General features: G+C 47.3%; 24 protein-coding genes and 3 pseudogenes. 20 read left to right on the forward strand and 7 right to left on the reverse strand.

Annotation, left to right across the window (positions count from 1 at the left end; genetic code table 11):
* Nucleotides 1-14: 14 nt before the first annotated feature.
* Nucleotides 15-227, forward strand: a complete 213-nt coding sequence (locus AAW31_RS10445) for a hypothetical protein (protein WP_046850194.1) — start codon at nt 15-17, stop codon at nt 225-227.
* A gap of 188 nt (nt 228-415) precedes the next feature.
* Here the strand turns inward: AAW31_RS10445 and AAW31_RS10450 are convergent.
* Nucleotides 416-777: pseudogene (locus AAW31_RS10450) on the reverse strand (HU family DNA-binding protein).
* Between the two features lie 164 nt (nt 778-941).
* On the opposite strand from AAW31_RS10450, the gene AAW31_RS10455 reads away from it, so the two are divergent.
* The 3 genes from AAW31_RS10455 (at nt 942) to AAW31_RS22790 (ending at nt 3,070) form a co-directional block, all read left to right on the forward strand.
* Nucleotides 942-2,003 (forward strand): IS5 family transposase, encoded by a 1,062-nt coding sequence (locus AAW31_RS10455; RefSeq protein WP_046850195.1) that lies wholly within the window; start codon nt 942-944, stop codon nt 2,001-2,003.
* Between the two features lie 351 nt (nt 2,004-2,354).
* On the forward strand, nt 2,355-2,837 hold the full coding sequence (locus AAW31_RS10460) for a Crp/Fnr family transcriptional regulator (protein ID WP_235264354.1): 483 nt from the start codon (nt 2,355-2,357) through the stop codon (nt 2,835-2,837).
* 26 nt (nt 2,838-2,863) lie between these two features.
* Nucleotides 2,864-3,070, forward strand: coding sequence for a helix-turn-helix domain-containing protein (locus tag AAW31_RS22790; protein WP_235264355.1), 207 nt, complete (start codon nt 2,864-2,866; stop codon nt 3,068-3,070).
* Here the strand turns inward: AAW31_RS22790 and AAW31_RS21595 are convergent.
* Nucleotides 3,019-3,249 (reverse strand): hypothetical protein, encoded by a 231-nt coding sequence (locus AAW31_RS21595; protein ID WP_162488641.1) that lies wholly within the window; start codon nt 3,247-3,249, stop codon nt 3,019-3,021. The genes AAW31_RS22790 and AAW31_RS21595 overlap by 52 nt on opposite strands.
* A 31-nt stretch (nt 3,250-3,280) precedes the next feature.
* Between AAW31_RS21595 and AAW31_RS23625 the strand changes: the two genes are divergently transcribed.
* The 16 genes and pseudogenes from AAW31_RS23625 to AAW31_RS22115 all read left to right on the forward strand — a co-directional run bounded on the left by AAW31_RS23625 (nt 3,281) and on the right by AAW31_RS22115 (nt 13,076).
* Nucleotides 3,281-3,457 carry an IS3 family transposase gene (locus AAW31_RS23625; RefSeq protein ID WP_392390569.1) on the forward strand — a complete coding sequence of 59 codons (177 nt, stop codon included), beginning with the start codon at nt 3,281-3,283 and terminating at the stop codon, nt 3,455-3,457.
* A gap of 200 nt (nt 3,458-3,657) precedes the next feature.
* Entirely contained in the window at nt 3,658-3,975 is a 318-nt protein-coding gene (locus AAW31_RS19905) for a hypothetical protein (protein ID WP_200899597.1), read from the forward strand.
* Nucleotides 3,972-4,217: a hypothetical protein gene (locus AAW31_RS22090; protein ID WP_200899598.1), complete on the forward strand. Its 246-nt coding sequence runs from the start codon at nt 3,972-3,974 to the stop codon at nt 4,215-4,217. The genes AAW31_RS19905 and AAW31_RS22090 overlap by 4 nt, the downstream gene beginning before the upstream one ends.
* A complete protein-coding gene (locus AAW31_RS22095; RefSeq protein WP_200899599.1) occupies nt 4,192-4,482 on the forward strand; it encodes a reverse transcriptase domain-containing protein in 291 nt (96 codons plus the stop codon). Before AAW31_RS22090 ends, AAW31_RS22095 begins: the two co-directional genes overlap by 26 nt.
* Before the next feature lie 114 nt (nt 4,483-4,596).
* Complete coding sequence (locus AAW31_RS22100; RefSeq protein WP_200899600.1) at nt 4,597-5,211, forward strand: group II intron maturase-specific domain-containing protein; 615 nt, start codon at nt 4,597-4,599, stop codon at nt 5,209-5,211.
* Between the two features lie 550 nt (nt 5,212-5,761).
* Nucleotides 5,762-6,292: a reverse transcriptase domain-containing protein gene (locus AAW31_RS10470; RefSeq protein WP_200899601.1), complete on the forward strand. Its 531-nt coding sequence runs from the start codon at nt 5,762-5,764 to the stop codon at nt 6,290-6,292.
* Between the two features lie 248 nt (nt 6,293-6,540).
* Complete coding sequence (locus AAW31_RS10475; protein WP_046848830.1) at nt 6,541-6,732, forward strand: hypothetical protein; 192 nt, start codon at nt 6,541-6,543, stop codon at nt 6,730-6,732.
* Between the two features lie 168 nt (nt 6,733-6,900).
* Nucleotides 6,901-7,401 carry a reverse transcriptase domain-containing protein gene (locus tag AAW31_RS22105; RefSeq protein WP_200899602.1) on the forward strand — a complete coding sequence of 167 codons (501 nt, stop codon included), beginning with the start codon at nt 6,901-6,903 and terminating at the stop codon, nt 7,399-7,401.
* Between the two features lie 55 nt (nt 7,402-7,456).
* A complete protein-coding gene (locus AAW31_RS22110) occupies nt 7,457-8,197 on the forward strand; it encodes a reverse transcriptase domain-containing protein (RefSeq protein WP_200899603.1) in 741 nt (246 codons plus the stop codon).
* 121 nt (nt 8,198-8,318) lie between these two features.
* On the forward strand, nt 8,319-8,612 hold the full coding sequence (locus AAW31_RS10485; protein ID WP_046849032.1) for a hypothetical protein: 294 nt from the start codon (nt 8,319-8,321) through the stop codon (nt 8,610-8,612).
* A gap of 248 nt (nt 8,613-8,860) precedes the next feature.
* Complete coding sequence (locus tag AAW31_RS10490; RefSeq protein ID WP_046850196.1) at nt 8,861-10,192, forward strand: IS110 family RNA-guided transposase; 1,332 nt, start codon at nt 8,861-8,863, stop codon at nt 10,190-10,192.
* Nucleotides 10,193-10,266: 74 nt separating this feature from the next.
* Nucleotides 10,267-11,183 (forward strand): annotated as a pseudogene (locus AAW31_RS10495) (ISAzo13 family transposase).
* 50 nt (nt 11,184-11,233) lie between these two features.
* Nucleotides 11,234-11,899, forward strand: a complete 666-nt coding sequence (locus AAW31_RS10500) for a group II intron maturase-specific domain-containing protein (protein WP_046850197.1) — start codon at nt 11,234-11,236, stop codon at nt 11,897-11,899.
* A gap of 191 nt (nt 11,900-12,090) precedes the next feature.
* Nucleotides 12,091-12,570, forward strand: a pseudogene (locus tag AAW31_RS10505) (DDE-type integrase/transposase/recombinase); the annotation flags it as partial.
* Nucleotides 12,567-12,689 carry a hypothetical protein gene (locus AAW31_RS23140; protein WP_258920389.1) on the forward strand — a complete coding sequence of 41 codons (123 nt, stop codon included), beginning with the start codon at nt 12,567-12,569 and terminating at the stop codon, nt 12,687-12,689. The pseudogene AAW31_RS10505 and the gene AAW31_RS23140, both read left to right, overlap by 4 nt.
* 93 nt (nt 12,690-12,782) lie before the next feature.
* The gene (locus AAW31_RS22115; protein ID WP_200899604.1) at nt 12,783-13,076 is read left to right on the forward strand and encodes a hypothetical protein; all 294 of its coding nucleotides are present in this window, start codon (nt 12,783-12,785) and stop codon (nt 13,074-13,076) included.
* A 3-nt stretch (nt 13,077-13,079) separates the two neighbouring features.
* On the opposite strand, the gene AAW31_RS20715 is transcribed toward AAW31_RS22115, so the two are convergent.
* From AAW31_RS20715 to AAW31_RS21355, 5 genes are all read right to left on the reverse strand, one after another.
* Nucleotides 13,080-13,301 carry a hypothetical protein gene (locus AAW31_RS20715; protein WP_158441487.1) on the reverse strand — a complete coding sequence of 74 codons (222 nt, stop codon included), beginning with the start codon at nt 13,299-13,301 and terminating at the stop codon, nt 13,080-13,082.
* Nucleotides 13,302-14,143: 842 nt separating this feature from the next.
* Nucleotides 14,144-14,959: an SDR family oxidoreductase gene (locus AAW31_RS10525; RefSeq protein ID WP_046850201.1), complete on the reverse strand. Its 816-nt coding sequence runs from the start codon at nt 14,957-14,959 to the stop codon at nt 14,144-14,146.
* Between the two features lie 81 nt (nt 14,960-15,040).
* A complete protein-coding gene (locus tag AAW31_RS10530) occupies nt 15,041-15,886 on the reverse strand; it encodes an SMP-30/gluconolactonase/LRE family protein (RefSeq protein WP_046850202.1) in 846 nt (281 codons plus the stop codon).
* Entirely contained in the window at nt 15,883-16,449 is a 567-nt protein-coding gene (locus AAW31_RS10535) for a gluconokinase (RefSeq protein WP_082110420.1), read from the reverse strand. The genes AAW31_RS10530 and AAW31_RS10535 overlap by 4 nt, the downstream gene beginning before the upstream one ends.
* Nucleotides 16,439-16,666, reverse strand: a complete 228-nt coding sequence (locus AAW31_RS21355) for a hypothetical protein (RefSeq protein WP_158441489.1) — start codon at nt 16,664-16,666, stop codon at nt 16,439-16,441. Before AAW31_RS21355 ends, AAW31_RS10535 begins: the two co-directional genes overlap by 11 nt.
* Between the last annotated feature and the right edge of the window lie 796 nt (nt 16,667-17,462).

Genomic DNA, 17,462 nt, shown 5'->3' on the forward strand with positions numbered 1-17,462 from the left:
AGGCGGCTAACAGCGTGTCGGACAGGATCCAGGAGGAGGCGGCGAAAGACAAGCTAGGCGGTAGGCGGGTGCGGCGGATAGTGCAGGTCGGCCCTGCCGCGTTCCGGGGAATAGTAGGGCAAACTGGCCCCTCACGCGTGTATAGTGGGGCGCTGCGGGGCGGTTGCGGGGCCGAGCATGGGGGTAATTCATCCCGTGCCCGCTCATGGCTCCTGGATGGGCGATGATGTGGAACTCCACTTTGCCTAAGCCCAACGCGACTTCGTTTTATCGTTCACTCTCACCAACCAGGGCTATTGATCGCGTATCCAAGGGTATTTAAGTGGAGTCTATACATGCGGACGCTACCGTTACCTGGAACTCATTAAGTTATGAATGTAAAGAGCAACACAGCCGTTTTCTGTTTAAATCAAGGTTATTTCTTCTTTTTCTTTGTTGTAGCTACTGCTGTCTTGAAAATGGATTTAGCCGTGAATTTTGGCACTGTGGTTGCAGCGATCTTCAACGCTGCACCGGTCTTCGGGTATTTGCCGGTGCGAGCGGCACGCTTGGTAGACTTGAAAGTACCAAAGCCAGGAAGTATGACGTATCACCCCTGGCGACGGTTGCCACTACACTATCGATCAGGGCTTTCAAGGCCTTGGTTGCGGTGGTTTTGGGTATCTCTGTTTGTGCTGCAATCTGTTCTACCAGTTCCGTTTTGTATATGTTGGAAATGCTCCTTTTGGTTAAAAAGCTAGCAGTATAAATATTCAGACGTTGCTGGCATATCATCATGTCATCCACATTAAGTCTGTGTTCCCATATAGGGCACCTCTAAAAATTCAAGCTATAAAATGAGGCGCGTTAGGAGAAAGTAGTATTTTCTTGATTTGTCCAGGATAACACGTTGTTTCAAATGTATAATAATGAGATTATGCTCCCCGATATGAGTCCTTACCATGCAACTCGGTTTTTTTGACCTTGACAATCGATATGCTCAGCTAAGTAAGTTAAATGATCCGCTTGAAGAGCTGAATCGCATAATCGATTGGAATCTATTCGCTGATCTTCTTGCAGAGACAACGACGAAGCCCCGGAAAAGTGAAGCAGGCCGCAAACCCTTTGATCGGGTGATGCTATTCAAAATGCTGGTATTACAAAGAATGAATAATCTATCAGATGATCGGCTGGAGTATCAAGTCCGGGACCGGTTGAGTTTCATGCGGTTTTTGGGACTTGGTCTGGCAGGGGTAGTGCCTGACGCAAAGACCATGTGGTCGTTCCGGGAAGAGTTAAAAGAGAACCATCTGATGGATCGTCTGTTTGCAAGATTCGATGAATGTTTACGAGAGTTGGAGGTAGAACTGAAGTCAGGTCAGATCATTGATGCGACCTTTGTGAGTGTGCCTAAACAACGCAGTACACGTGAAGAAAACAAGATGATTAAAGAAGATGCCGTTCCGATTGAATGGGGACAGAATCCCCACAAACTGGCGCAAAAAGACATTGATGCGCGTTGGACGAAGAAGAACAGCGAATCATTTTATGGTTACAAAGATCACGTCAATATGGATCGCGATACCAAGCTGATAACCACATGGGAAGTTACTTCAGCGCAAATTCATGACAGTCAGGTTTTGGAAGAAGTGCTGCAATCCCCTGAAGTGGGAGGCGCAGATATTTATGCGGACTCAGCATACCGCAGCAATGCACAGGAAGAAAGTCTGGTCACCTCAAAATACACGAGTCAGATTCACGAAAAAGGCGCTCGCAATCATCCCCTCACGCAAGCACAAAAATCCAGTAACAAAGAGAAATCACGGGTGCGTGCACGAGTCGAGCATGTGTTTGGTTCGATGACGAATGAACTGGGCGGAATCACGATTCGTACCATAGGTTATGGGAGAGCAAAAGTACACATAGGCTTACTCAACCTCGTCTATAACATCAAGCGTGTAGCGACGCTGATTCGAAAAGGGTATTTCAGTTTCGATAGGGTTAGTGCGCCCGAAATGGCTTAAAGGGAGCAAAAACGAGAAGATAACAACCCGAATCACCTTGAATTTAGAAAAATTTAATTATTGGACAGAAAAACTTTGAGAATCAAGTGAAATTGCCCTCCTGGTTGAATTGATTTGCTTTTTTTAGGTATTTTTAGAGGTGCCCTATAGTCAATGAGATGGTTAAACGGCATCACGATCTTGGATAGCAGGTTATAAGTAACTGTGATCCGATGTCTTGTGCTGCAAACATGTAAATTGTGATCAGCACTTAAAGAAAGAATAATCCAGAAGAAATAGAGGTGTTAATATAATTTAAAATAAGCTACCAAGTTAACAAAGAAAAATTCTCATTAGTTGTATAAAGTATATATGAATATCAACTTTAACAACCTTTCTGACAACTTTCTACTTTCTCTTTTATCATCAGATGAGCAAGCAACCATAAGCTCGGCAGTTAAATTAGTTCCCGTTAATATTGGCGATATTATTTGTGAGTCAGAAGCGAAATTGGAATATGTTTATTTCCCTATTAGTGGAATGTTTTTACTGCTGTATATCTTAGAAAATGGAGGATCTGCAGAAATTAGCGATATTGGTAAAGAAGGATTTGTGGGAGTACCTATTTTATTGGGAGGTGAAACAATGCCTCACCAAGTAATTATACAAGGTTCAGGAGAAGCATTCCGCATGCCCGTTTACCATCTAACAAAACTTTTCACTCAATCAATTTCCTTTAGAAATATTTTATTACACTATATGCAAGCTTTAATGACTCAAATTTCTCAAACTGCAGTATGTAATAGTCATCAAAAATTGATCAAAGACTTTGCCGATGGCTTCTCCTTTCATTAGATCGATTATCCGGTAATGAATTATGTATGACTCAAGAGCTGATATCTATTATGTTGGGTGTACGTAGAGAAGGGATAACATCGGCTGCTTCTAATCTCCAAAAAGAAAAAATTATTGATTACAGTCGAGGAACTATTTGTGTTCTGGATAGGCACAGACTGGAAGAAAGATGCTGTGAATGTTACGAGGTGGTAAAAAAAGAATATTCGCGATTATTTTCTGATATTTGTTGATCAGCATAAAGAACAATACGGGGTCGAGCCGATTTGCGAGCAAATTCAGATTGCCCCGTCGAGTTACTATGAACACAAAGCACGCGAACGAGATCCTGATCGATTGCCTTGCCTGATCGTATCAAACGGGATAAGGAGCTTGAAAGTGACATACCGCGCGTATGGAAGAATAATTTCAAAGTTTATGGAGCCAACAAAGTCTGGCGGTAGTTGCTACGAGAAGGCATTGTTACTGCTCGCTGTACTGTTGAACGGCTGATGAAGAAGCTTGGATTGCAAGGTGTCAGACGTGGTAGACGATGTTGGACAACGATTACAGATGACTTACTTGCCCGGCGAATAGATAAAGTTAACCGGCAATTCGCGGCAATCCGGCCAAATCAGTAGTGTGCCGCAGCAAGCGGCGTAAGAGATGAGGGTATGGCCCCTCGCAATCGGCTTGCAGGAGCGGGTTGCAAACCACCTTAAGCGACTTTGGCCAAAAGCCTGGGTCGTGAGCGTTATGGAAAAGGTGCCTCGAGGCATCAGGTTTGGATCAAGGAAGACGAACAACCGTGAGCTGCCGTTCAAGTGTCGAAAGCACTCAGATGACATCAAAACTGGAGGGCGATGTTACTCCAGGAGCAGTCTGGCCGTTACCTGCTTACGGGCCAGGCGGTGTCCGGCATAGAGGCAGCGTCAGCATGATCCGGGCTCTTACGCTGAACTGCGGGAACCTTCGGTGTCGATGGCAAGCGAAAGGCACAAGCCAAACGGGCGAGGCCGACAGTAGCGATGCGCCACCAAGGGACGGAGCAACTCGTAGTAGCGATGAAGCTGCTGTAATGGTGGTGGAGCAAAGGAGTTGCGTCATTCCGGCATGGGATTGCGCCAACTGCGCAAGCAGGAGGAGCGTAGCCCCATGACCAAGTCGTACCATATTCCCAAGAAACTTATCTGGGAAGACTATCAATGTGTTAAGGCAAACGCAGGCGCAGCGGGCATAGATGGTGAATCAATCGAAGAATTCGAGCGCTGTTTGAGTAACAACCTGTACAAGTTCTGGAACCGCATGTGTTCCGGTAGTTATTTTCCGCCGCCGATCAAAGGCGCCGATCCCCAAGAAATCAGGGGGCGTGCGCATGTTAGGCATACCGACAGTTGCTGACAACATAGCGCAAACAGCAGTTAAGCGAATGCTTGAACCCGTTCTGGACCCCTTGTTTCATTGCAACTCCTATGGTTATCGACCTGCATGCTCAGCGCTCGATGCGATCGCCATAGTGAGGCGGCGAAGCTGGGAATATGACTGGGTGATCGAATTCGACATCAACGAGCTCTTCAATAATATTGAGCACGATTTATTGATGCGTGCCCTCAGGAAGACTGCGGATATCATGGGTGCTGCTTGCTGTGTATTGGACGGTGGTTAACAGCACCCATCAAGCTGCGGAAGGTACATTGCTGCAGCGAACACGTGGCACGCCACCAGGCGGTGTCGTGAGCCCGTTGCTGGCCAATCTATTTTTGCACTATGCATTTGACGTATGGATCACTCGGAGCAACTGCCCAGCGTGCGCTTTTGCCGTTACGCTGATGACGCAGTGGTTCATTGCAAGAGCCTGGCGCAAGCGCACTATACGTTGCAAAAGATTGACGAGCGTTTTCGGCAGTGTGGGCTTGAATTGCATCCTGAGAAAACGCACATTATGTACTGCAAAGACATCAATCGGCAGGGTGATTTCCCTCACGTGCAATTTACATTTTTTGGCTATACCTTTCGACCACGCAAAGCGGTGGATAAGTATGGAAGAGTCTATGTAAATTTTGCACCGGCAGTCAGTCGCGATGCCTTGCGCGCCATACGGCAAACTATCCGGGGATGGCATCTGCAATTGAAATGCGACAAGGAGCTCAGCGATCTCTCGAGTAGGTTCAATCCGGTGCTGCGGGGCTGGCAGAGCTATTATGGACGTTTTCATGGCTCGGCAATGTCAGCAATCTGGAAGCACATGAATGATTACTTGACGCGCTGGCTAAGACGTAAGCACAAGCCCCTCGCCCGGCACAAAATCCGCGCGAGACGCACGAATGCATGCTTGAATGAACGTGCAAGCATGCATTCGTGCATTGGGAACTGGGATACCCCTACGACTGAATAATGAGAGCCGGATGAGCTGAGAGGCTCACGTCCGGTTATGCGTCCAGCGAAGGCTGGCGTGTTCAGCAGGAGACAGACCTGCCGGGGAAAGAGTCAGAAGCCCCGTAGCTTGGATAGCGGGAAGGCGGGTAACCAATATCCTGAAGCCTATCGACAAGACTTTCCTTGGTGAAGTGCGAGTCACCGGGCCGTAACGAAAGTAAACGCAAAAGTAGCCTCGAAAGTGAGAAGATCCGAAGGCCGAGCTCATAACCGTACGGCGAAGGCAGCATGGGTAGTCGAAAACTGGCCGATACGACTATTCCACTTTGGCGGGGTAGTAGCGACAGCACAGTGATAAAGACACGCTAAGCAACTGGAGAGACCCTACTCGCCCCGATGCGAAATCGTCTGAGCAAGGTAGATCCTATAACCGGCGAACCCGGGAAGTGGATCGAAGGCGAGAGGGAGTCGGATAGGCTCGTAGTGGCGATGAAACGGCGTAACGGCTGTGGATACGAAGGAGCCCTACCGTTTGTAATTTCTCTAACGATATGAAAGGCAAGGACGACATGATAAAAGCGTTCAGTAGTTTGCAGGATCTGAGGAGGAGAATATACGTCAAGGCGAAGGCTGAACCGTCCTGGCGTTTTTGGGGTTTATACGTCCATATTGGTAAGATAGAAACGCTGCATATGGCGTATGAGATGGCCAAGAAAAATAACGGCGTGCCAGGCACTGACGGCGTCACGTTTGATGACATCGAGACGCAGGATGTAGCGACATTTCTTGCGCAGATACAGGAAGAACTGATTGGGCGCATATATGTGCCGCTACCAGTGCGAAATAAGGGAATACCGAAGGGTGAGAGTAAATTCAGAACCCTATCGATTCTGGCAATTCGAGATCGGGTGGTGCAAGGTGTGCTCAAGCTAATAATAGAGCCGATCTTCGAGGCGAATTTTCAACCGGGGTCATTTGGCTACCGTCCAAAGCGCACGGCACATGAAGCGGTGAAACGAGTGGCACAAGCAATTGTTCAGAACAAGACACGCGTGATTGATCTTGATCTGCGCGCCTATTTTTTACACGGTTCGACATGAACTGCTGTTGAAGAAAGTCGCGCAACGAATCAATGATGATGACGTAATGCACTTGTTGAAAGTAATGCTAAAAGCTTCTGGTAAACAAGGCGTACCGCAAGTGCGCTGTAGACGCGCAACAAACGCAAAATTATTTGCGTAAAGCTGAGCTTAAGCTCTATAGATGATGGAGGAATCGACCCTCCGATATCGGCGTTCAGGTGCTGGTATCAAACCACTTCAAGCGGCTGCTGTAAAAGGCGGTGGTCGTGAGCGTTGAAGAAAGTCAGAGGATAAAATCTGGCGAGGTATGGACTAGAGAGACGAATGAAACTGAATCTCTGTTGAAGCATCGTAAAGCCCTTATGACATCAAAACTGCAGCTATTTGTGGGGCGGCGGGATAAATCCACAAGCAACCTGATTACTGGGTGGGTGGTGTCCGGTGTGCAGGAGGCGTGAGTCTAGTTCAGGCATTTATAGGGAACTACAGGAAGCAGTCGCTTGGATGAAAAGGGAAAAATTCAAGGAAGTGACCTTCCAAGAATGAGCGTACCAAGGCCAAGAACTGTGGCGGGACTACTCGTAGTAGTGATGAAGTTTCTGTAATGGAAATGGAGCGAAGGGGTAGTGTTAAACAAGCTTAATTTATTATTCAACTTGCAGAAGGATGAAATAATGAAGGCAGCAAAACCATTTGATATTCCCAAGGCATTAGTGTGGGAAGCGTTCAAATTAGTCAAAGCCAATCAAGGGTCTGCTGGTATAGACCAGGAGTCACTTGAGGATTTTGAACAGAACTTATCGGGAAACTTATATAAACTTTGGAATAGATTATCATCAGGTGCTTACTTTCCTCCGGCCGTTAAGGGGGTAGCGATACCCAAGAAACAAGGAGGAGAAAGAGTGTTAGGCATTCCAACGGTCTCGGATCGAATAGCCCAAATGACAATTAAACTGGCGTTTGAGCCATGCGTTGAACCTCACTTTTTGGACGACTCCTACGGATATAGACCAAATAAGTCTGCACTAGACGCGGTGGGAGTCACGCGGCAAAGATGTTGGCAGTTCAATTGGCTATTGGAGTTTGATATCAAAGGCCTGTTTGACCATATCGACCATAATTATTGATGAAGGCGGTGAGGAAACACACCAATAATCGGTGGATAATACTGTACATAGAACGATGGTTGAAAGCTCCTATGCAGATGCCAGATGGAAAGCTCGTCAAGCGGGCGCTAGGTACGCGCCTCAGGGCGGTGTGATAAGCCCCGTGTTGAGTAATTTATTTATGCACTATGCGTTTGATGTGTGGATGACACGTAATCATCAAGAAAAACCATGGTGTCGGTATGCCGATGATGGGATAGCCCATTGCAGAACAAAATGGTCGGCAGAAAAGTTGTTAGCTGAGCTTAATCAACGTCTTGTCGAGTGTGGTTTAGAACTGCATTCTGAAAAGACAAAAATAGTCTACTGTCAAGATGGCGCACGAAAAGGGTACCATCAAAGCACAAAGTTTAAATTCTTAGGTTATGAATTTCGCCGAAGAATGGTGAAAGGCTTCGAAGGCAGAATGTTTTTGAGCTTTACGCCGGCGATAAGTAAAGAAGCCAAGAAATCAATAAATAGAACGATAAGAAGAACGGGGGTGCGAAACAGAAGCGATTTGAGTTTAGAAGAAGTAGCTCTTTGGCTCAATCCTATGCTTAATGGATGGATCAACTATTATGGGAGGTTCAATAAATCAGCATTGAAACCTGTTATGCGTCAAATAAATTTCACACTTATAAAATGGTGCATGCGCAAATACAAGCGGTTCAGATACAGTAAGGCCAGAGCGTGTCAATATCTGATAAAGACTTTTGAGACGCGGCCTTACCTATTTGCGCACTGGAAAAGGGGAATACAAGGTTCATTTGTTTAATGGGAGCCGGATGAAGCGAGAGCTTCACGTCCGGTTCTAAGGAACGAGGATTCAATAACTCCAGAGCTTTGAGTTGTAAATTAAGTTGCCGCGGATAGAGTATTTCGGTTATGTTCTGACAATGAAGATAACCACCTATGCCCCGGAAGTCGAAGCGCAAATGCGCAATTTTTATCACAGCTTATCGGAAAAAGACCGCCGCCGCTATGCTGCCGTTGAGGCGGCAAAGCTGGGTCACGGAGGGATCACCTACCTTTGTCAGGTATTACACTGCGATGAAGGCACCGTTAGCCGTGGCCTGAAAGAGTTAAAGATGCCGTTGCTTGAAAAGGAGGAACGTATTCGGCAAGCAGGGGGTGGGCGAAAGTCAGTTGTGGAGACGATGGCAGGGCTGGATGAAGCTTTTTTAGCGTAGTAATCCGCTAGAGGCGGCAAGGCGCGCAGAAGAAACAAGCGGCGTCAGAGCTTGAGGAGTAAAGTTGGAATGTCGCGCTGGAGAAGACCGACCCATCACTGGTGCTAATCCGCCCGTTTTTTAGCGTGGTCATGGGTCACGTCGGCGACATTGGTGAGTCCGTGGCAACGGACATCCCGTTTGAAAGAGTGAGTACAACGACGTACCTGAACCAGCGCGACATTCCAATAGAGATAATGGAGGATGTCATGGCAAAGTTCAAGCGAAGTAAATTGGAGTTAATCCATCCGAATGCAGCGGGGATTGATATTGGCTCTGCGAGCCATTTTGTGGCGGTACCGCCGGATCGAGATAACAAGCCGGTAAGGGAATTCAAGAGTTTCACCGCAGACCTGAATGGTTTAGCGGACTGGTTAGAGGCCTGTGAAATTGACACTGTGGCAATGGAATCGACGGGGGTATACTGGATTCCACTGTATGAACTTTTGGAGTCGCGCGGGCTGACTGTGTATCTAGTAAATGCGCGGCACGTTAGAAATGTTTCTGGCCGGAAGTCGGATGTACTGGACTGCCAATGGTTACAGCAACTGATGAGCTTTGGGTTGATGTCTGGCGCATTCCGTCCGAAAGATGAGATATGTGCACTACGAGCCATATCTCATCAACGCGATATGCTGATCCGTTATCAGGCGCGACATGTGCAACATATGCAAAAGGCTCTGGCGCAAATGAACATACAATTGGCGAACGTGATTTCGGATATTGTGGGCGAAACCGGTCAAAAGATCGTTCGTGCCATCATTACTGGTGAGAGAGATGGGCACATCCTGGCGAATCTCAAGAGCAATCGCATCCGGGCTGGCAAAGACGAGATTGAGAAATCGTTAGTCGGGAATTGGCGGGAAGAACACCTGTTTGCACTCAAGCAAGCGATGTCACTCTATGACGCCTACAGCGAACGACTCACCGAATGTGACCGGCAGCTTGAAACCATGCTGGCGGTACTTCAGGTGCACAAGGTAGAGATCTGCCAGAAGAAGCGCCGCTCCAATGTCAAGAACGCTCCCAAATTTGATTTGCGTGCCCATCTGATTGGCATGTGTGGGGTTGATTTGACGCGAATTGACGGCATCGAAGTGATGACTGCGATGAAAGTCCTGAGTGAAGTGGGCGCTGACATGAGCAGGTTCAAGAGTGCGAAGCAGTTTGCCTCGTGGCTTGGGTTGTGTCCTGGAACAAAGATATCGGGCGGAAAAGTGCTATCGGGGGCAAGCAAGCGCACAGCGAACCGTGCGGCTCAGGCACTGCGCATGGCGGCAGTTTCATTGAAATCCAGCCAGTCTGCACTGGGTGCCTATTACAGAAGATTATGTGGCAGACTCGACAAGGCAAAGGCAATCACAGCGACAGCACACAAACTGGCGCGCTTGATCTACACGATGCTAACGAAAGGAACCGAGTACGTCGATAAAGGGCAGGAGTACTATGAGGAGCGATATCGTCAACGCGTGTTGCATCATCTGACTGTTCGCGCTCGGAAGCTGGGGTTTAATCTTACCCCTGTTCCTGAGGCTACTTAATATTTGCTGTAAAACCATTGTGTTACATTTGTTTCTTGAAAGAGATGTTAAAAAATCATACTGCCGGCTCACCAATGGATGAATCCGTAAAGTGGTCAAATTTGAGCCGCAACGAAATGGCTGAGAAGCTAAAACAGTGCGGATTTAGCGTGAGTGTGACCGTTATTGATCAATTGCTCGACAAACATCATTTTCGCCGCCGTCAAGCCTTCAAGGTTGAAGCCGGGAAAAAGAACCTGCCGCATCGGGACGAGCAGTTCAAAAATATCGAGCGCCTCAAAGAAGAGTACCGGGTCCAGGGTAATCCGGTGATGAGTATGGACGTTAAAAAAAAGAATTGATCGGTAATTTTTATCGCCCCGGAAAGCTCTATACCACTGAGGTCGTGCGGATCAATGATCATGATTTTGCATCCCTGGCAGACAGTAAAATTGTGCCTCATGGGCTGTATGACATCCATCGCAAAAGCGGCTATATCGTATTAGGCACGAGCCATGATACCTCTGAATTTGCTTGCGCCTGTATCCGGCATGGGTGGTTGAACTATGGTCAACTGGACTATCCAAAGGCGACGAGTATTTTATTGCTCTGCGACTGTGGAGGCAGCAATAATGCACGCCACGCTATCTTTAAAGAGGAGTTACAGAAATTGGCAGATGAATTGGCTATTGAGATTCGTATCGCTCACTATCCCCCGTACACGTCAAAATATAATCCCATAGAGCATCGATTATTTCCTCATATCACCAAAGCTTGTAGTGGAGTTATTTTTACCAGTGTCGAGCGGGTCAAAGCAGTCATGAGTAAAGCAAAAACTTCTCAGGGACTAAAGGTCTTTATCTCAATTATGGATAGAGTGTTTGAAACTGGGCGCAAAGTGGCGGATGGCTTTAAAGAAAATATCACCATTGAGTTTGACCCGTTTTTACCGAAATGGAATTATGTTGCTATTCCATCTGCCAGCATAATTTCTGGGATTATTAAATCCTGATTCCTAAGAGCGGCTGAGGGGAAAGTACTCTCGGCCGACTCACCGGTGGCGTGATTTCGCCGGTACTTAGCAATCTTTATCTCAACGAGGTAGATCGGATGCTGGAACGGGCGAAGGAAGTCACGCGTTATGGCAAGTACACCTATGTCGAGTATGCAAGATTTGCTGACGATATGGTGATCTTGGTCGATGCGCATCAGAGGAATAACTGGCTGAGGAAGGCGGTGGAGAAGCGACTGCGGGAAGAATTTGCCAAACTACAGGTTGAGGTCAATGAAGAGAAGAGCAGTATCAGAGACCTGAGTCGCGGAGAGAATTTCGGATTTCTTGGGTTTGATTTTCTACGCATCCGTAGTCTCCGAGGCGTATGGAGACCGTATTATGTGCCGAAGCAGAAAAAGCGCACGGCGCTATTGCAAAAGCTTAAGGAAGTGTTCCGAAGGTATCAGTCACAACCGGTTGATCGAGTAATACATTTGATTAATCCGATTTTGCGTGGCTGGGTTAACTACTTTGCGATTGGGCACTCGAGTCGGTGCTTCAACTACATACAAGACTGGATAGAAAAGAAAGTGAGGCGACATTTGATGCGATCCCGGAAACGACGGGGCTTCGGCTGGCGAAGGTGGAATAGGCAGTGGTTATATGGCAAACTGGGGCTGTTTCATGGCTACCGGATGTTAAAACCAGAGCCGAAAGCTACGCCAGCAGGATAGGTCTCATAAACCTTGATGTGAAACATGCGGGGGAGCGCAGTGCGGGAAATCCGCATGCTGCGTTCGACGTGGAGGGTGCTGGAAACGTGACAAGGGGTGGTTGGTACCTATTGCCCGAGTTAACGCGCCAGTACTCGACCCTACCTGCGAGGGGCTGGGGGGTGCAATTCCCCTGGTCTACTCACCCCTTTGTTGCAACGTGGACGGGATTTGTTTATGTGGCGTTTATTATTGATGTTTTTGCGAGATACATTGTCAGCTGGCAGGTCAGCCGATCCTTGCATACCGATATAATACTCGATGCATTGGAACAGGTATTATGGGCACGGCGGGAAACCAAGGGACTAATCCATCATAGCGACAGGGGTAGTCAATATCTCTCGATCCGTTGTGCGGAACGTCTGGCAGAAGCCAATACTGAAGCCTCTGTTGGTAGTGTCGGTGACTCTTACTACAATGCGCTGGCTGAAACGATTAATGGATTATACAAAACAGAGGCCATACGGCATCGCGGGCCCTGGCCCACTATCGATGAAGTGGAATTTGCTACTTTGGAATGGGTGGATTGGTTCAACCATCGCCGGTTATTGGAGCCGATTGGAAATATTCCACCGGCTGAATTCGAAATGGCATATTATCGCCAATTTAAGGAGTCAACGGATGTAGCTTGACTCAACAAAACAAATCTCCGGAATTCCCGGGGCGATTCAGTACCGGTTTGTTGAATCTAGTGTGCATTGATGTGACGTGCAATGGCGAATATGTCGCAACGATCTACCAGAAACGGTGAAAAATTGAAGAATTTCATAAGTCTCTGAAATCCATTGCGGGATTGGCAAAATTGCGAACCCGCACGGTAACTATGCAGAATAATCATGTTTTCATGGCCATCTATGCCTTGTTGAAGCTGAAATGCTTGAAGATCAAATATAAGGCCAATCATTTTGCATTGCGAGCGAAATTTTTCATTAAAGCCGATCAGCATAGCCTATGCTCAATTACAAGAAATGAAGATCGCGTAACATCAGTGATTACGGTTCAAATATCCATTTGGGTACTCGCGTATATTTCAACTTCAACTGCAATCGGGGCGGGTAGTGTTGTAACGCGTGACGTTCAGGAAGGCGTACTTGCGGTCGGTAATCTATGTCGAGTGGTTCATAATGGTTCGGAATAGATGTTATGGCGATTGCTTAGGTACTTTATGAGGGAAGTTTCTATATCGATTCTCATCAATGATGGTGACCGCCTCGATGGTGTCCTTTCCAATGCCTATGACTATGCCCTCTATGGCCTCCACCTCGGTGTGCGTTGTCGAAATGTCTATGTCCACCATGGATATGTCTATGTCCTCGAAAGTGCTTTTGATTAAGGTAAATTGATGGACGATATCTGTACCCAAATGAAACTCCTCCATAATATCTCGGTCCTCCGTAATAGCCTGCACCTGGATAATAGCCTGCTGCTCTAGAGTATCCTGTTCCTCCGTAATAAGAAGGAGTTACACATCCGCTGAGAAGAAAAATGAAAATCACGACTAAAAATGAGATAAATTTTTTTGCATTCATGATGCACTCCTAATAAATATTTCAAATGAAATTCATCAATAAATTTGATGTGATTAAAATTTCATTGGTTATAAATATTGTATGGACTTAACCCTGAACAGTATCTGAACGCAAAATAATCACCAATCAGCACTGAAGTAGCTTATGTTATTGCCACAAGTAGTGTTAAATAGCGTGTCAATGTGTTGTGATTTAATAAAGACGGATACCTTGTAAGGTAGTGAGACAATTAATTAACGAAGTGAAGGATGAAAGAGACAAGCAAGCGAAGGCTTTATAGTGAGTTTCATTAATTTTAAAAGAGTTTTATCCTGGTATTACTTTACCTTGTGTTGCCGTTATTTGCAGTGACTCAGGATTATACTGGGCGCATGATCGGCGTATCGGATGGTAGCACGGTAACTATCCTTGATGATCGCAAACAGTAAATCAAAGTACGGCTGGCTGAGATCGATACCCCATAATCTGCACAACCCTATGGATCGCGTGCCAAGCAGGAGCTATCCAGATCTCCGACAAGTAATCCAAACTCACAAATTTGTTTCCGGTTGGTAGTAAACAGTGCTGAATTTGGATATTTTTTAATCTTTCTGGCACCAAGCGCTCAGGGAAAAGGTTCAGTTCAACTATGAAGAATGAGGCTATCCAGGGAACTCGCACAACCACACGCGCCCAATTAGCCATTGTCTCGAAAGGCCGGGTACAGGGTCATTCCACCATCGACATACAAAGTTGTGCCGATCACGTAATCCGAATCGTCGGACGCTAGCCAGACAGCGGCACGCCCAATGTCCGCAGGCTCGCCTATCCGTCCATATGGGATGAGGGTAAGTAAATCGGCTTTTGCTTGTCGTGTTTGCCAGGCGGCACGGTTGATCGGTGTTTGAATAGCACCGGGTGAAATAGCATTCACCCTGATTTTCTGATGAGCCACTTCCTGCGCCAAGCTCTTCATGAACATGAGCAGTCCCCCTTTGGAAGCAGCATAATTCACGTGTCCGGCCCAGGGAATGATGTCATGCACCGAAGAAATGAAAATAATCTTTCCGCAAGCGCAAGATAATTCCGGTCTCACGCCGCGTTGCAGGAATATTTTGACGGCTTCTCTCGCACAAAGGAATTGACCGGTAAGATTGACCGAGAGCACCTTTTCCCATTGTGCCAAGGTCATTTCAGTAAATGGTGCATCTTGCTGGATACCCGCATTGGCCACCAGAATATCGAGGCTGCCCCATTTTTCAACGACTGCTTGGAACAGGGCACAGACCTGTGCTTCTTGACTGATATCCGCGTTGATGGTTAGAGCTTCTCCGCCACCCTCTCGGATCTCATCGGCAAGTATTTCCGCGTCTGGGCTATTTGACAAATAATTGATCGCCACTCGCGCGCCTGCCTTTGCCATTGCGCGTACAATAGCTGCACCGATCCCAGAATTTCCGCCGGTGATTAAGACACGTTGACCAGCCAGTATTTTTTCACTTATCAATGGCATGATAATCCCCCGCCTCAATGATTGTGTGGTTTCTCTTTCTATATTTTCTAGAATACTTTTTGCCTGTCAGCGTAGACTTTGCTATGGCAAGCCAGCACCCGGAATGGCTACTCTGGCTATCTCAATGCGGCCTGATTGCATGACGCGAGCCTGGGCCGCATCATCGGTCTCAGAAGTTGTAATAAACAATGTGCGACGATCGGGTCCACCGAGCATGCAAGCATAAGGTGCCCCGACCGGTTGAATGCGCGCTAACACGGTTCCGGCATGATCGACTCGCAGAAGCTCAGACGTTCCTGGGCTGGCAACCCACAGCGCGCCTTCTGCATCAAGGCAAATACCGTCCGGCGTGGCATTTTTCAAATCAGCCCATAACCGTGGTGTATATAGCAAGCCATCTTCACCCAGCGTAAAGGCAGTCAAACGGGAGGCAAATGTCTCCGCCACAATGAGCGTACTGCCGTCAGGAGTAATTACGCTGCCATTCGGAAATATCAAGGCACTTGCGGTGATACTGCAATGACCATCTGGCTCGACCAGCACCAGACAGGTTGCAACGGGTGATTCACCACCATGCAGATCATAGCCAAAATTACCTACATAAGCTCGGCCATTAGCCGCCACCACCATGTCGTTACAGTGAAATGGCGCCAAACTGGAAAGATCAGCATGTAGTACCGGCCCCTGTTCAGTCAGGCGATAAACCTTGCGCTCGGTCATGGCAACCAGCAACAACGTACCATCAGGCAGCCAGCCAAGTCCTCCAGGTAAATCTTCGGTTTCCAACTGACATTCCATTTTCCCATCTAGGGTCACCGTAAGCACTTGTCGTGCATGCTGGTCGGTGAACCACAGGCGGTTCTCTCGCCAACGCGGCGATTCAGGGAAAGTCAATCCAGCTAAAAGTATTTCGGTGTCTGAATTCATGAGCGGCTAGGTTCCCTCATAAAGCTGAATCGATGGATAATTGAGTCTACAATCTTGGCTACGGGCTGGTCAATACTAAGGATGAATTCATTATCGGGCAGTTCTAATGCATCAAGCTGGCTTTGCAGCAAATCGGCTGGCATAAAGTGATCGGATCGCTGCGACAGCCGTTGAGACAGGAGAGGCCGATCCCCGGTAAGAAACACAAAATGCACGCGCCCGGGATTGATGCAAAGCATGGCCCGATAACTTGCCTTCAAGGCAGAACAGGCCAGAACGACGCGGTTTCCTCGGGCAATGTGCGCGCTGAGTTCCGCTCGCAGACGATATAGCCAAGGCTTACGATCGGCATCTTGCAGGGGTTCCCCCCGTTGCATCTTTGCTATATTCTCTGGAGGGTGGAAGTCGTCTCCCTCAAGAAAATCCCAATGCAACCGTTGCGCGAGTGCCTTACCTACCGTTGTTTTTCCTGATCCCGAGACGCCACATATGATCACTACCTGTCCTTCGCTCACCGGTACTGATTCTGCCCGATGGTCACGGGCTGCTGGCTTAACAGTCATGGTCAATAAGGGGAATTGCCAGCAGGAGATAGGCCCAACCGGATGGATCGAAGCAGTATTCATTAATCGAAACTTGCTTGATCCAGGAGAGCTTGCCAGTGCCCATCCCATCCCGCCAAGCTTGAATTTTTCCAATTCTTAAAGCTGCAAAAATCACTTTAGATGCAAGCTCACGAGAGCGAGATAGCTTTTCTTTTACCATATGCGATTTATCCAAGGATTAATTTAAATTGAGCCATAAATTTCTAGAATTCGTATTCTAGCAGTATGCTGCCAAAATCGTGGAGTCGATGCCGCGCAAGGTGGATACCGGTCGATTCGCACCGTCACGCGGTTCCGTGAGTGGATAGGACGCAAACCGGCCCCTCGGGCGCGCATAGTCGGCCGCTGCGGGGCTGTTGCGGGGCGGGCATGGGGGTTTATAGCAGGTAGTCATCCCATACGCGCTCGGTGACCCTTGGACGGGCGGTAGCGTGGGAATTATTCCGCTTAAGCTAAACTCGACTTCGCTTTACTTCGCTTTAGCTTTTGGTCGTGTATCTAGTGATAATCCATAAGCGTTTCTCTCAGTGAGCAAAGCCTGATTCATCATTTCGGATTAGAGCATTATCCAATTTAGTTATCGAGTTGCAAGCAGTAACCCATTATAAAATTCAACGTCAACCGCATATAAGTCCACAGATACTCACGCTCTTTGGTGTGCATGCGCTAGGTGATGCCTTCCTACAGATTGATGCACTTGCAACACCCTATATTTTGTTACTTCCAGTATCTTGGTTGCGCTCCCGTCTGTTCGCCAAGTCTATACATCGCAGGCTCACAACTGGAAGCTCGTCATGACCAATTCATTTTAAATTGAGAGGGAAGCAAAAATCTCAATCTCCCATATTCACTATTTATTATCAATTGGTACTTTTATAAATAGCAAATAAGTAGCATGCCCATTGGATTAAGTAATTGTGAATTTATAGCTTATAACTCTTTTTTCTTTGTTGAGAGCCGATATAGAAAAT

The organism is Nitrosomonas communis, from assembly GCF_001007935.1.
Taxonomy (GTDB): Bacteria; Pseudomonadota; Gammaproteobacteria; order Burkholderiales; family Nitrosomonadaceae; genus Nitrosomonas; species Nitrosomonas communis.